Origin of the sequence: Microbacterium sp. A20 (assembly GCF_004794515.1) — a bacterium.
GTDB lineage: Bacteria > Actinomycetota > Actinomycetes > Actinomycetales > Microbacteriaceae > Microbacterium.
Window position 1 is genome coordinate 55,599 of the sequence record NZ_SSDF01000071.1, and the last position, 12,851, is coordinate 68,449.

15 protein-coding genes are annotated in these 12,851 nt (G+C 69.0%); 13 read left to right on the forward strand and 2 right to left on the reverse strand.

Annotated elements, in window-relative coordinates:
• Positions 1–40: 40 nt before the first annotated feature.
• The 13 genes from DW298_RS07985 (at position 41) to DW298_RS19625 (ending at position 11,488) form a co-directional block, all read left to right on the forward strand.
• Positions 41–1,732, forward strand: coding sequence for a glycoside hydrolase family 13 protein (locus DW298_RS07985; protein WP_136041919.1), 1,692 nt, complete (start codon positions 41–43; stop codon positions 1,730–1,732).
• A gap of 51 nt (positions 1,733–1,783) precedes the next feature.
• The gene (locus DW298_RS07990) at positions 1,784–2,785 is read left to right on the forward strand and encodes a zinc ABC transporter substrate-binding protein (RefSeq protein ID WP_136041920.1); all 1,002 of its coding nucleotides are present in this window, start codon (positions 1,784–1,786) and stop codon (positions 2,783–2,785) included.
• Complete coding sequence (locus tag DW298_RS07995; RefSeq protein WP_136041921.1) at positions 2,782–3,606, forward strand: ABC transporter ATP-binding protein; 825 nt, start codon at positions 2,782–2,784, stop codon at positions 3,604–3,606. Before DW298_RS07990 ends, DW298_RS07995 begins: the two co-directional genes overlap by 4 nt.
• Before the next feature lie 23 nt (positions 3,607–3,629).
• Complete coding sequence (locus DW298_RS08000) at positions 3,630–4,481, forward strand: metal ABC transporter permease (RefSeq protein WP_136041981.1); 852 nt, start codon at positions 3,630–3,632, stop codon at positions 4,479–4,481.
• Between the two features lie 46 nt (positions 4,482–4,527).
• Positions 4,528–4,944, forward strand: coding sequence for a transcriptional repressor (locus DW298_RS08005; RefSeq protein WP_136041922.1), 417 nt, complete (start codon positions 4,528–4,530; stop codon positions 4,942–4,944).
• On the forward strand, positions 4,941–5,981 hold the full coding sequence (locus DW298_RS08010; protein ID WP_205820305.1) for a permease: 1,041 nt from the start codon (positions 4,941–4,943) through the stop codon (positions 5,979–5,981). The genes DW298_RS08005 and DW298_RS08010 overlap by 4 nt, the downstream gene beginning before the upstream one ends.
• Positions 5,974–6,786: a TIGR03943 family protein gene (locus tag DW298_RS08015; protein WP_136041923.1), complete on the forward strand. Its 813-nt coding sequence runs from the start codon at positions 5,974–5,976 to the stop codon at positions 6,784–6,786. Before DW298_RS08010 ends, DW298_RS08015 begins: the two co-directional genes overlap by 8 nt.
• A complete protein-coding gene (locus DW298_RS08020) occupies positions 6,776–8,674 on the forward strand; it encodes an Ig-like domain-containing protein (protein WP_240745058.1) in 1,899 nt (632 codons plus the stop codon). The genes DW298_RS08015 and DW298_RS08020 overlap by 11 nt, the downstream gene beginning before the upstream one ends.
• Before the next feature lies 1 nt (position 8,675).
• Positions 8,676–9,407: a DNA-3-methyladenine glycosylase gene (locus tag DW298_RS08025; protein WP_136041924.1), complete on the forward strand. Its 732-nt coding sequence runs from the start codon at positions 8,676–8,678 to the stop codon at positions 9,405–9,407.
• 153 nt (positions 9,408–9,560) lie between these two features.
• A complete protein-coding gene (rpmB, locus tag DW298_RS08030; RefSeq protein WP_017203559.1) occupies positions 9,561–9,797 on the forward strand; it encodes a 50S ribosomal protein L28 in 237 nt (78 codons plus the stop codon).
• Entirely contained in the window at positions 9,797–9,967 is a 171-nt protein-coding gene (gene rpmG, locus DW298_RS08035) for a 50S ribosomal protein L33 (protein WP_017203558.1), read from the forward strand. Before rpmB ends, rpmG begins: the two co-directional genes overlap by 1 nt.
• A gap of 3 nt (positions 9,968–9,970) precedes the next feature.
• Complete coding sequence (gene rpsN / locus DW298_RS08040; RefSeq protein WP_017829734.1) at positions 9,971–10,276, forward strand: 30S ribosomal protein S14; 306 nt, start codon at positions 9,971–9,973, stop codon at positions 10,274–10,276.
• Positions 10,277–10,663: 387 nt separating this feature from the next.
• The gene (locus DW298_RS19625; protein WP_240745059.1) at positions 10,664–11,488 is read left to right on the forward strand and encodes a DUF559 domain-containing protein; all 825 of its coding nucleotides are present in this window, start codon (positions 10,664–10,666) and stop codon (positions 11,486–11,488) included.
• A 266-nt stretch (positions 11,489–11,754) separates the two neighbouring features.
• On the opposite strand, the gene msrA is transcribed toward DW298_RS19625, so the two are convergent.
• A complete protein-coding gene (msrA, locus tag DW298_RS08050; RefSeq protein ID WP_136041925.1) occupies positions 11,755–12,300 on the reverse strand; it encodes a peptide-methionine (S)-S-oxide reductase MsrA in 546 nt (181 codons plus the stop codon).
• Positions 12,297–12,785, reverse strand: a complete 489-nt coding sequence (msrB, locus tag DW298_RS08055; RefSeq protein ID WP_136041926.1) for a peptide-methionine (R)-S-oxide reductase MsrB — start codon at positions 12,783–12,785, stop codon at positions 12,297–12,299. Before msrB ends, msrA begins: the two co-directional genes overlap by 4 nt.
• Positions 12,786–12,851 lie beyond the last annotated feature (66 nt).

Here is a 12,851-nt window from a genome sequence, read left to right on the forward strand (position 1 = left end):
AGAACCACCCGCAAGAAAGAAGAAGGAGTACCCACCCCTCATGACCGATTCGCTTCTCACCGAGACCCGCGAAGACGAGAGGACGGCTGCATGGTGGCGCCAGGCCGCCGTCTATCAGATCTACCCCCGCAGCTTCGCCGACGCGAACGGCGACGGGATCGGCGACATCCCGGGCATCGTCTCCCGTGTCGACTACCTCGCCGAGCTGGGCGTCGACGCGGTCTGGCTGAGCCCGTTCTACCCCTCGGAGCTCGCCGACGGGGGCTACGACGTCGCCGACTACCGCGACGTCGACCCGCGCCTGGGGACCCTCGCCGACTTCGATGCGATGGTCGAGGCGCTGCACGCGCGCGGCATCCACGTCGTCGTCGACATCGTCCCGAATCACACCTCGGATCAGCACGCCTGGTTCCAGGAGGCGCTGGCCGCCGGTCGCGGCTCGGCTGCGCGCGGACGGTACATCTTCCGCGAGGGCACCGGCCCCGACGGGTCCGAGCCGCCCACCGACTGGGTGTCGGTGTTCGGCGGCAGCGCATGGGAGCGGGTCGAGGACGGCCAGTGGTACCTGCACAACTTCGCGAAGGAGCAGCCCGACCTCGATTGGGACAACCCGGAGGTGCGCGAGGACTTCCTGAAGACCCTGCGCTTCTGGTCCGATCGCGGAGTCGACGGGTTCCGCATCGACGTCGCCCACATGCTCACGAAGGATCTGAGCGATCCGCTGCCGAGCCGGGTCGAGCTCGACGCGATGGACCGCACCTCGGGGACCCATCCGATGATCGACCGCGACGACGTGCACGAGATCTACGCCGAGTGGCGCCGGGTCTTCAACGAGTACGACCCGCCGCGCACGGCCGTCGCCGAGGCATGGGTCGACACCCCGGAGCGCCGCGCGCGCTACGCCTCCGCCGAGGGGCTGGGGCAGGCGTTCAACTTCGATCTGCTGGTCGCCGACTTCGATGCGACCCAGTTCCGCGAGATCATCGTCGACAACCTCGAGCAGGCGCAGGCCACCGGGTCGTCGACGACCTGGGTGCTCTCGAACCACGATGTCACCCGTCACGCCACGCGCTACGGGCTCGCTCCGCTGCACGGGCGCGCGGTGAAGCAGGGCACCGAGTGGGTCAAGGCGGGCGGTCCGGCAGAAGGCCTCGATCGCGAGGGCGGACTCCGCAGGGCGCACGCCGCGACCCTGCTGCTGCTCGGCCTGCCCGGCAGCACATACCTGTACCAGGGAGAGGAGCTCGGTCTGCACGAGGTGGCCGAGATCACACCGGAGCAGCGTCAGGACCCCGGATTCTTCCGCGGCGCCGACTTCGACGGCCTCGGCCGGGACGGATGCCGCGTGCCGCTGCCCTGGACCGCCGGCGGTTCCTCGTACGGCTTCGGCGCGGAGGACGCGCACCTCCCGCAGCCGGCCTGGTTCGCCGAGTACGCCGTCGACGTCGAGGCCGCCGACCCGTCGTCGACACTGTCGCTGTACCGCGAGGCGCTGCGCCTGAGGCACCTGCTGCAGACCGGCGAGACGCTGGAGTGGATCGACACCGGACGCGCCGACGTGCTGCGCTTCGCCCGCCCGAACGGATGGCAGATCGTGACGAACTTCGGCACCGAGCCGTTCGACCTCGGTGCGGATGCCGCGGGCGTCGTGCTTTCGAGCGCTCCGCTCACCGGCTCCGCTCTTCCCGGCGAGGCCACCGCGTGGGTCGCCCCGGCAGGGCTGCTCGGCTGAGGCCCTGCAGGCGATTTGATAATGGTTCTCATTAGCGTTTAGAGTGAGACCATGAAGAAGCCCGTCGTCGCCCTCGCCCTCGCATCCGTCGCCGCCCTCGCGCTGGCCGGATGCTCCACCACCCCGGCAGCGGGAGAGGGCGACGACGGCACCATCACGGTCGTCGCGAGCACCAATGTCTACGGCGACATCGCTGCGACGATCGGCGGAGACCGCGTCGACGTCGAGTCGCTCATCACCTCGGCGTCGCAGGATCCGCACTCCTACGAGGCGACCGCGCGCGACCGCCTCACGGTGCAGAAGGCCGATCTGGTGATCGAGAACGGCGGCGGGTACGACGCCTTCGTCGACACGCTGCTGCAGGACGCGAACGACCCGCACGTCGTCACGGCGGTCGAGTTCTCGCACGACTTCCCCGGCAACGAGGGGCACGAGGGCGAGGCCGAGCACGACCACGCCGAGGACGAGTCCCACGACCACGACCATGCCGAGGGCGAAGAGGGTCACGAGGGGCACAACCACATCGAGGGCTTCAACGAGCACGTCTGGTTCGACCCGCACACCATGATCCATGTCGTCGAGGCGATCTCCGACGAGCTGTCCGAGCTCGACCCCGACGGGGCGAAGGAGTTCGCCGCCAACGCCGACGACCTCATCGCCGACCTGGAGGGCTTCGAGGCCGACCTCGAGACCATCAAGGCGGATGCCGCAGGGGCCACGGTCTTCATGACCGAACCGCTGCCCGGTTACCTCGCCGCCGCCGCCGGCCTGACCGACGTCACCCCCGAGGGATTCGCCGAGTCGGTCGAGGAGGGCAGCGATGTCGCGCCCGCCGTGCTGCTCGAGGCGCTCAAAGTGATCGAAGACGGTCAGGCCACTGCGCTGCTGACCAACGCGCAGACCGGAGGAGCGGAGACCGAGCGGGTGGAGGCTGCCGCGAAGGATGCCGGCATCCCCGTCGTCGCCTTCACGGAGCTGCTCGAGGACGGATCGTCGTACTCTGAGTGGATGAGTGACGCGATCCAGAGCCTCGCCGCCGCCGTCCAGCCGTGAGCGGGGGCGCTCCGGTCCTCGAGATCACCGACGCCGCACTCCACCGCGGGGATCGCGAACTCTGGTCAGGGCTCGACCTGACGGTGCAGCCCGGCGAGTTCATCGCGGTGCTCGGCCCGTCCGGGTCGGGGAAGACCACGCTGTTGCGCAGCATCCTCGGCCTGCAGCCGCTGTCTTCCGGGTCGATCCGCGTCGCGGGGGAGCCTGTGCACCGCGGCAACTCCCGCATCGGGTACATCCCGCAGCAGCGCAACCTCGCTCCCGACACCAGTATGCGAGCTCGGGATCTGGTGGGTCTCGGCGTCAGCGGAAGCCGTTTCGGGTTCCCGGTCCCGCGCCGCGGTGACCGCGCCAAGGTCGACCGGCTGCTCGACGCGGTGGGCGCCTCGCACTTTGCCGATCGTCGTGTCGGCCTGCTCTCGGGTGGCGAGCAGCAGCGGTTGCGGGTGGGACAGGCTCTCGCCGACGAGCCGGCGCTGCTGCTGTGCGACGAGCCGCTGTCGAACCTCGACCTCGCCAACCAGCTCGCTGTGACCGACATCATCGACCGCCAGCGCCGCGAGCGCGAGGCCGCGGTGCTGTTCGTCACGCACGACATCAACCCGATCCTCGGCCGCGTCGACCGCATCCTCTACATCGCAGGCGGCCGGTTCCTCCTGGGCACCCCGGATGAGGTGCTGCAGACCCGCGTGCTCAGCGACCTCTACGGCACCCCGGTGTTCGTGCTCCGCGCGGGCGACCGGCTGGTCGTCGTCGGCGTGCCGGATGCCGAGCCGCACCACGACCACGGCGACCACCACGAGCACGGAGGAGCGGCATGAGCGTCTCCGCGGCCCTGGTGCCGATGGTCGACTGGAGCGACGTCTTCTCGTTCCAGGACTACGGCGAACTCGTCGCCCTGCTCTCGAACTCGATCATCGCGGGTGCCGTCCTGGGCATCGTCGGCGGTCTGATCGGCGTCTTCGTGATGCAGCGCGACCTGGCCTTCGCGGTGCACGGCGTGAGCGAGCTGTCGTTCGCGGGTGCCGCAGCTGCCCTGCTGTTCGGTGGCAGCGTGGTGTTCGGCTCGTTGGCCGGTGCCCTCGTCGCGGCGATCCTGATCGGCATCCTCGGCGCCAAGGCCAGGGACCGGAACTCGATCGTCGGAGTGCTGATGCCGTTCGGTCTGGGCCTCGGCATCCTGTTCCTCTCCCTCTACGACGGCCGCAGCGCCAACCGGTTCAGCCTGCTGACCGGGCAGATCGTCTCGGTGTCGAGCCCCGACCTCGGCTGGCTCATCGGCATCAGCATGGTCGTGCTGATCGGGCTGCTCGTGATGTGGAACCCGCTGCGGTTCGACTCGCTCGACCCGGAATCGGCGGCCGCCCGCGGAGTGCCCACCCGCGCCGTGAGCCTGCTGTTCATGGTGCTGCTGGGTCTCATCGTCGCGGTGAGCGTGCACATCATCGGCGCGCTGCTGGTGATGGCACTGCTGGTCACACCCGCCGCCGCCGCGATGCGGGTCACGGCCGGCCCCATCGCCGTGCCGCTGCTGTCCGCTCTGTTCGGATTCGTCTCGGCCGTCGGCGGCATCCTGCTCGCCCTCGCCGGCACCCTGCCCGTCAGCCCGTACATCACGACCCTCTCGTTCACCATCTACGTCGTGTGCTGGATCGTGCAGAAGTCGCGTTCCCGGGTGCGGCGTGTCGCAGCCTGAAATCCACTCCCAGCCGTCGCCAACCCCTGCGGCCTAGACTCTTCGTATGGCTCAGCGGAACACCTGGCAGCGCGAACGCGTGCGCGAAGCACTCGCCGACGCGCGCGGTTTCGTGAGCGCGCAGAACCTGCACGCCTCGCTGCGCGACGACAACACGGGCATCGGCCTCGCCACCGTGTACCGCGCGCTCGCCGGTCTCGCTGCATCCGGTGACGCCGATTCGCTGCAGAGTCCTGAGGGCGAGGCGCTCTACCGTGCCTGCACGACACAGGGTCACCACCACCACCTCATCTGCCGGTCCTGCGGCCTGACGGTCGAGATCGAGGCCAAGGACGTCGAGCAGTGGGCGCACCGCACCGCGGCGCTGCACGGATTCACGGATGCCGCGCACGTGGTCGACATCTTCGGGCTGTGCACGCCGTGCACGAACAAGCGCGACGCCGAGAGGGCCGCGTCCGCGTGAGCCCCTCCGCAGCAACGGCGACCCGTCACGGCCACTCCCATCGCCCGGCACCCTCGCCGCGATCGGCATGGATCGGCGTCGGCCTCGGCGCCGTCATCATCGCGGCGCTGTTCCTGATCGACGCCTTCCTTCCGAAGCTCTTCCCCGCAGCTCTCCCGACCCGCGCGCAGGACGGCCTCACCCTCGCGCTGAGCGTGCTCATCGAGGCGCTGCCGTTCGTGATCCTCGGCGTGCTGCTGTCGATCGTGGTGCAGGTGTGGCTGCCGGCCGACGTCATCCACCGCTGGCTGCCCCGGCGGGCATGGGCTCGCCGCGCCGTGCTGTCGCTGCTCGGCATGCTGATCCCGGTGTGCGAGTGCGGCAACGTGCCCTTCGCCCGCGGCCTGATGATGCGCGGGCTCGCTCCGGCCGAGGCGATGACCTTCCTCATCGCGGCGCCCATCGTGAACCCGATCGTGATCCTCACCACGCATGCGGCGTTCGGCTGGGACGGCGGCATCCTGGTCGCCCGTCTCGTCGGCGGCTACCTGATCGCGAACCTGATCGGATGGATCTACAGCCGCCACCCCGACCCCGACGGCATGCTCACGCAGCGCTTCGTCGACACGTGCGACCGCGTGACGCACGAGCCCGGCACGCCGGTGCGGCGCAGTCTCACGCAGTTCCTCGTCGAGCTGCGTGCCGTGATGCCGGCGCTGGTGATCGGCTCGGCGCTCGCGGGAGCCGTGCAGGTGCTCATCCCGCGCGAGTGGCTGCTGGCGATCGGGTCGAACCCGGTGCTGTCGATCGTCGCGATGATGATCCTGGCGATGACCGTCGCTATCTGCTCGAACGTCGACGCCTTCTTCGCCCTGTCGTTCGCCTCGACGTTCTCGTCCGGTGCGATCGTCGCCTTCCTGCTGGTCGGCCCGCTCGTCGACGTCAAGATGCTCGCGCTCATGCGCACCACGTTCACGACGCGCACCCTCGTCGGCATCGTCGGCATCGTCCTCGCCTCGGCTTTCGCCATCGGAATCGGGGTGAACGTCCTTGTCTGAGCAGACCGTCGCCCGCGTGCGCGCGCTCGGCACCCGCTGGCTGGGTGTGGGCCTCGCGGCCGTGATCTCTGTCGTCACACTCGGACTCGGCCTCACCGGGCGCCTCAACCTCTACATCAGCCCCGAGTCGGTGTGGTTCGCGTGCACCGCCGCGGTCGTCACGCTCGCCGGTGCGATCTGGTCCTGCACTCTCCCATTGGGGGAGGAGGGCGACCACGGACACGACCACGGGCCTGCTCCGGAAACGTCGGATGCCGTCGATGACACGGATCACGGCTCGCCCACCGCGTCCCGTCGACGCTCGCTCGCGGGTGTCGGAGCCGTCGCGGGCGGTGTGATCGCCACGGGTGTCGTGGCAGCCGCCCTCGTGCTGCCGCCCGCCTCGCTGTCGGTCGAGCTCGCGATGTCGCGCGCGGGGGAGCAGAGCGCCCTGTTCGCAGGGGCCGACACGGTCGCGCTCGGGGTCGCCGACACGTCCACCTTCGGCGTGGGCGACTGGGCGAGCGTCTTCGCCGCGTCCACGAACACCGCCGCCTATGACGGTGCACCCGTGACGCTCACGGGCTTCGTGACGCCCGACTCATCGGGCGATGACGGCGTGAACCTCACGCGACTGGTCATCACGCACTGCGTGATCGACGCGCAGACCGCTGCGCTGCCCGTCGACGTCGACCCGGAAGACTACGCGACCGGCCAGTGGGTCGAGATCACCGGCACCGTGCGGGCGGACGCCGACGGAAAGCTCCGCATCGAGCCGACCGGTGTCGTCGCGATCGACGAGCCAGGGGATCCGTATGAGTACTGACGACGATCGCCCCGAGGTGCCAGCCGTTCCGCAGACCCGTGCGGAGATGCGCGCGGCCAGAGAAGCAGCCGAGGCGGCCGAGGCCGAACGGATCGACCGCGCGCTCGCGACGCACCATGAGTCCGAGCCGAGCATCGATGAGCCGCGTGCCGATGCAGGCGAGACCTCTGCGCATGAGGCGGCTGCTCGGGAAGCTGCTGCCCGCGAAGCCGCCGCTCGCGAAGCCGCTGCTCGCGAGGCCGCCGTCCGCGAGGCGGGTGATCGCGAGGTCGCCGAGCAGGAGGCCGCTGCCCGCAAGATGGCCGCCTTCGAGGCCGCCGCACGGGAAGATGCCGAGGCGACGGCACTCCCCTCCGTGCCCGTCCCCACGGCGCCCGTCTTCATCGGCGCCACTCCCGCCGGTTCGGTTCCCGTCGCCGGAGAGCCCGAGCTCGAGGCCGAGGCCGAGGCCGCGCGCGAAGAAGCATCCGCTCCGACCGACTCCCGTGGCCCGTCCGCAGAGGAGCCCGCACGCACTCCCGCGACGTCACGCGGTTTCCTCCTCACGATCGGTGCGGTCCTCGGCGTCCTGGTGCTCGTGGGCACCGGCTTCGGCATCGTGAGTCTCCTGCAGGGGCCACGGGTCAGCGAGGTGCAGGTGGATGCCGCGCAGGCGATCGAGTCGTCCGGAAGCAGGGTCATCCTCACCGCGAATCAAGCCCTCGCGCCGATCGATCCCGAGCAGGTCACGGTCGAGCCGGCCGTGCCGTTCACGGTCGACGCATCGGGGCGCGGCGTCGGCGTCCGCTTCACGGTTCCGCTCGACGACTCCACGAAGTACACGGTCCGTGTCGCCGATGTCACCGGCGCCGGCGGAGGTCCGTCGACGACGCTGACGACGAGTTTCGAGACCCCGGCGTCTCACATCTTCATCCTGCGCCGCGACGTCGACGGTAAGGACAAGATCTTCCTCACCGACCTCAAGGGCGACGGGGTGGCGGTCTACGAGCACGACAAGATCAACGACTTCCGCGCGACCTCGAACCAGCTCGTCGTCGCGGTCGAGGAGGACGAGGGGTCCCGGCTGCTCGTGATGGATCGCGACGGGAAGAACCAGCGCGAGCTGAAACTCCCGGGTGACGGCTACGTGGGCGCGATCCAGGTCTCCGAGCGCGGCGGTCTCGTCGGCTACAGCTACTCCGACCGTGAGCTGAGCGACGACGAGGGACGCGCGAGCGTGCTGGTCACGCAGTCGCTGAACGGCAAGGACGATCCTCAGATCATCGAGGTCGCGGGCAAAGAGGCGAGCGTGTTCGTCTGGCAGTTCGTGCCCGACAGCGCCGCCGTGCTGTTCATCGACTTCGACGGAGCGCTCTCGCTCGTCGACCGATCCACCGACGCGGGGGTGCAGTCCCTCGGGCTCGCCGCGACCATCCAGGGCATCTCCCGGGGCACGTACACGGCGATCGTCGAGCGACTCGACGCCACCGTTGTCGAACTCAATCTCGCCGACGGATCCGAGCAGCCGCTCGCGGCATCCGACCCCGATTACGGCACGGCCTCGTCGATCACTCCCTACCCCGGGGGCACGCTGCGGCACGTGGTCTCGCGCGACGATGCGGGGCTTCCGGTCGGGCAGGCGGTGATCCGCGTCGACGACGACGGCAAGGCGACTCCGCTGGTCGAGGTCAGCTCGGCGGATTCGATCCTGCAGGCGTGCGCGTCCCCGAGCGGCCAGTACGCGGCCGTCGCCATCGCGCCCGAACTGGCGAGCAACCCGTACGACGGGATGCTGCTCCCGCTGCCCGAGAAGGTCGAGACGCACCTGATCGACATGGAGTCGGGCAAGGAGATGGTCGCCCTCACCGGCTTCGACGTCTCCTGGTGCCAGACGGCACCGCGGTTCTGACATGTCGACGCACGATGCTCTGCGCCGTGCCGTCCGCGCCGATCTGGGCGGCTCCGCGGTCGACGTGGCCCCGCGACTCCTCGGGGCGGAACTGCGTACGTTCGTGACCGGGCCCGACGACACGGACCCGGTCGAGGTGCGGCTGCGCATCACCGAGGTCGAGGCCTATCACGGTCGGGGGACCGGGGAGATCGCGGATCCAGGGTCGCATGCGCGGATGGGGCCGACCGTCCGCAATGCCACGATGTGGGGCGAGCCCGGACACCTGTACGTCTACCTGAGTCACGGCATCCACTCGTGCGTCAACGTCGTGTGCGGGCCCGAGGGGCAGGGCGACGGCGTGCTGCTGCGTGCCGGTGAGGTCGTGTCCGGAGCGGATGCCGCGGCTCGGCGGCGGGGTGCGGCGCTGCCTCTCGGGCGCATCGCTCTTCGCGACCTCGCCCGGGGGCCGGGACGTCTCGGTCAGGCCGTCGGGTTGCGGCATCCTCTGCACGACGGGATCGACGCCGTGACGGGGGAGCAGCGGCACGGCGCACGGGCGGAACTGTGGTTGGGCGAACCGCGGGACGACGTGGTGAGCGGGCCGCGGGTCGGTGTCGCGGGAGTCGCCGGTACGCACGCCTTCCCCTGGCGTTTCTGGATCGACGGCGACCCCACGGTGTCGCCGTTCCGCTGGGGCCGCGGTGCCGCCGAGGCTGCGGCCGTTCCTGGTGCCCCGCCCGTGCTAAACTGACTCTTTGTCTGCGCACACTCCTGTGCGCAGTTCGCGTGCCGCTGGGTGTTTCTCGGTTCCTGAGCCTGTCGAAGGAGTCGAAGGGCCCGCGGCGTGCAGACAAGGGATCTTGGGTGAGGCCGTCCGGTCTCACGGTATAGAAGGAGTCACATCATGGCAGCAGTGTGCCAGGTGACCGGAGCTGTTCCCGGCTTCGGACACAATGTCTCGCACTCGCACCGCCGGACGAAGCGCCGCTTCGACCCGAACGTGCAGAAGAAGACGTATTTCGTTCCGTCGCTCGGTCGTAAGATCACGCTCAACGTGTCCGCCAAGGGCATCAAGGTGATCGACGTCCGTGGCATCGAGAACGTGGTCAAGGACCTCCAGGCGAAGGGTGTGAAGCTCTAATGGCCAAGAAGGCTCAGGACGTTCGTCCGATCATCAAGCTGCGTTCGACGGCAGGTACGGGATACACGTACGTGACCAAGAAGAACCGCCGCAACACCCCCGACCGCCTCGTGCTCAAGAAGTACGACCCGGTCATCCGTCAGCACGTCGAATTCCGAGAGGAGCGTTGATCAATGGCTAAGAAGAGCAAGATCGCTCGCAACGAGCAGCGCAAGGTCATCGTCGAGCGTTACGCCGAGCGTCGCGCCGAGCTGAAGAAGACTTTGGTCGACCCGAACGCCACCGACGAGGCCCGCGAGGCCGCACGCGTCGGCCTGCAGAAGCTGCCGCGCAACGCGTCGCCGGCTCGCGTGCGTTCGCGCGACGTCATCGACGGCCGCCCCCGCGGTGTCCTCACGAAGTTCGGCATCTCGCGTGTCCGCTTCCGTGACATGGCACACCGTGGCGAGCTGCCCGGCGTGACCAAGTCCAGCTGGTAAGACTCAGCAGACAGAGGGGGCGAGGATCTTCGGATCCTCGCCCCTTCTGCGTCCCCGGGCTTGGCGTGTCCCGGGGGATTCTGTGTTCCCGGGGCTTCTACATTCCCGGGGCTTCTGTGTTCCCGGGTCCCTCACGCTCTGAAGGAGATCTCACGGAATGAAGGAGCGGATGCCGCATCCACTCCTTCATTCCGTGAGATCTCCTTCGTTCCGAGCGGGGTCGTTTCGAGCGGGGTGGGGGATGCGAGCAGGCGAGGATGCGAGCAGACGAGCAGACCAGCGGGTACCGGGGCTGTTCTCCTGCACCGGGCCCTGCGCTGAGGAAAGTCTGACCGCATGCCGGAACCGCGGCGACATGCGGCTGCTCTTCGGCGGCAGGATCGTTCGATGGATCCCGTGGATGAGCTGAGGCGTCGCGGGGGAGTCGCGCCGGTGCGGACTCTCCGAGCAGCCGGGGTCAGCGCGCACGCGCTTCGGCGGTCGAAGGAGCGGCGCGAGATCTCAACGGTGCGGCAGGGGTGGGTGGCGCTCCCGGAAGCTGATCCGAAGGTCGTCGGCGCCGTCGCGCACGGCGTGGTGCTGAGCTGTGTCACCGCGGCCGCCCGGCAGGGGCTCTGGGTTCCCGAGAAGCCCGCACTGCATGTCGTTGCCAGACCGAATGCCGCGCGGATCCAGGTGCCGGCACACGTCGTCGTGCACTGGTCGAAGCCGGTCGTCGTGCGGCCACCCGACGCGACGGTGGATGAGTTGCTGAACGCCCTCGCCCTGGTCGCTCAATGCCAGCCGTTCGAGACGGCGCTCGTCGTCTGGGAGTCGACCATGAACAAGGGGCTCGTCGATCGCGAGCGGCTTCGTGGGCTCGATCTTCCGCCGCCGGCCCGAGCGGTCCTCGAGCGAGCGCGACCGTTCGCCGACTCTGGGCTGGAGACGATCGTCATCCACCGGCTTCGCTGGCTGGGGCTTCGGATGCTGCCCCAGGCCTGGTGCGTCGACCGGCGGGTGGATCTGCTGATCGGGGATCGGCTGGTCATCCAGATCGACGGGGCGACGCACGCGGGCGAGCAGCGGACCAAGGACATCGCGCATGACGCGCAGCTGATGATTCGCGGCTACCGCGTTCTTCGTTTCAGCTATGAGCAGGTCATGCAGCGTTGGCCCGAGGTGCAGACGGTGATCATGGAGGCCGTCGCACAGGGCGCGCACCTCGCCTGAGCATCCCCCAAGCCTGAGCACCCCAGCCTGAGCATCCTCCTCACCTGAGCATCCACCAGGCCTGACCATCCACTCGCCTGCGCAGCCCCACGCACGACGCGAAGGAGATCTCACGGAATGAAGGAGCGGATGCGGCATCCACTCCTTCTTTCCGTGAGTTCTCCTTCACTCCGTGTGAGCGACGGACACCCGTCGGCAGGCCATACACCTCACGCGAGGTCAGCGCCCAGGCCGGAACGGGTGCCCGCCAGGCTCGGGACCCCGGCCTAGACGGCGGAGCGCTCCGCGCGCTTGGGCAGCACCCATCCCGCACGCGGGAAGTGGCAGGTGTAGCCGTTGGGGTACTTGATCAGGTAGTCCTGGTGCTCTTCCTCGGCCTCCCAGAACGGACCCTCGGGTTCGATCGTGGTGACGGCCTTGCCCGGCCACAGGCCCGAGGCGTCGACGTCGGCGATCGTGTCGCGCGCGACCGTCTCCTGCTCGGGGGAGAGCGGGAAGATCGCCGAGCGGTAGCTCGAGCCGATGTCGTTGCCCTGACGGTCCTTCGTGGACGGATCGTGGATCTGGAAGAAGAACGCGAGGATGTCGCGGTACGTCGTCTTCGTCGGGTCGAACACGATCTCCACGGCCTCGGCGTGGCCGGGGTGGTTGCGGTAGGTCGCGTGGTCGTTCGAACCGCCGGTGTACCCGACGCGGGTGCTGATCACGCCGGGCTGGCGGCGGATCAGGTCTTCCATGCCCCAGAAACAGCCGCCGGCGAGGACGGCCGTCTCGGTCCCGGGCGTGCGGGTGATGGTTCCGGTGTCGGTCATGACTGCTCCTCAGAGGTGGCGGTGGTGGGGGTGTCGAGCGTCTTCGCGAAGAGGGGACTGTAGCGACCGTACCCCTCCTCCTCCAGCCTGTCAGCCGGGACGAAGCGCAGGGCCGCGGAGTTCATGCAGTAGCGGAGCCCGCCTTCGTCGCGGGGTCCGTCGTCGAAGACATGGCCGAGGTGGCTGTCGGCGTTCGCGGAGCGCGCTTCGGTGCGCTTCATGAACAGCGAACGGTCGGTGCGCGTCGTGACGGCATCCGCCTCGATGGGCTTGGTGAAGCTGGGCCAACCGGTTCCGCTGTCGAACTTGTCGGTCGACGAGAACAGCGGCTCGCCCGAGACGACGTCGACGTAGATGCCGTCGTCGTGGTTGTTCCAGTACGCGTTGCGGAACGGCGGTTCGGTCGCGTCCTGCTGGGTCACCTCGTACTGCAGGTTCGTGAGGCCACTGACGGCCTCGGGGGTCTTGCCGTAGTCGTTCGACATGATCTGACTCCTTGTCCGACGTCGCTGGCTGCGGCGTCACAGAGAAGAACCGCGGACGGCGCTGTT

What these genes read in the sequence shown, in the direction of transcription:
- DW298_RS08025 (WP_136041924.1), top strand. Translation starts at nt 8,676, where the DNA reads ATGTCGACGCACGATGCTCTGCGCCGTGCCGTCCGCGCCGATCTGGGC.
- rpmB (WP_017203559.1), top strand. Translation starts at nt 9,561, where the DNA reads ATGGCAGCAGTGTGCCAGGTGACCGGAGCTGTTCCCGGCTTCGGACAC.
- DW298_RS19625 (WP_240745059.1), top strand. Translation starts at nt 10,664, where the DNA reads ATGGATCCCGTGGATGAGCTGAGGCGTCGCGGGGGAGTCGCGCCGGTG.
- DW298_RS08005 (WP_136041922.1), top strand. Translation starts at nt 4,528, where the DNA reads ATGGCTCAGCGGAACACCTGGCAGCGCGAACGCGTGCGCGAAGCACTC.
- rpsN (WP_017829734.1), top strand. Translation starts at nt 9,971, where the DNA reads ATGGCTAAGAAGAGCAAGATCGCTCGCAACGAGCAGCGCAAGGTCATC.
- msrB (WP_136041926.1), bottom strand. Translation starts at nt 12,785, where the DNA reads ATGTCGAACGACTACGGCAAGACCCCCGAGGCCGTCAGTGGCCTCACG.
- DW298_RS07985 (WP_136041919.1), top strand. Translation starts at nt 41, where the DNA reads ATGACCGATTCGCTTCTCACCGAGACCCGCGAAGACGAGAGGACGGCT.
- msrA (WP_136041925.1), bottom strand. Translation starts at nt 12,300, where the DNA reads ATGACCGACACCGGAACCATCACCCGCACGCCCGGGACCGAGACGGCC.
- rpmG (WP_017203558.1), top strand. Translation starts at nt 9,797, where the DNA reads ATGGCCAAGAAGGCTCAGGACGTTCGTCCGATCATCAAGCTGCGTTCG.
- DW298_RS07990 (WP_136041920.1), top strand. Translation starts at nt 1,784, where the DNA reads ATGAAGAAGCCCGTCGTCGCCCTCGCCCTCGCATCCGTCGCCGCCCTC.
- DW298_RS08000 (WP_136041981.1), top strand. Translation starts at nt 3,630, where the DNA reads ATGGTCGACTGGAGCGACGTCTTCTCGTTCCAGGACTACGGCGAACTC.
- DW298_RS08020 (WP_240745058.1), top strand. Translation starts at nt 6,776, where the DNA reads ATGAGTACTGACGACGATCGCCCCGAGGTGCCAGCCGTTCCGCAGACC.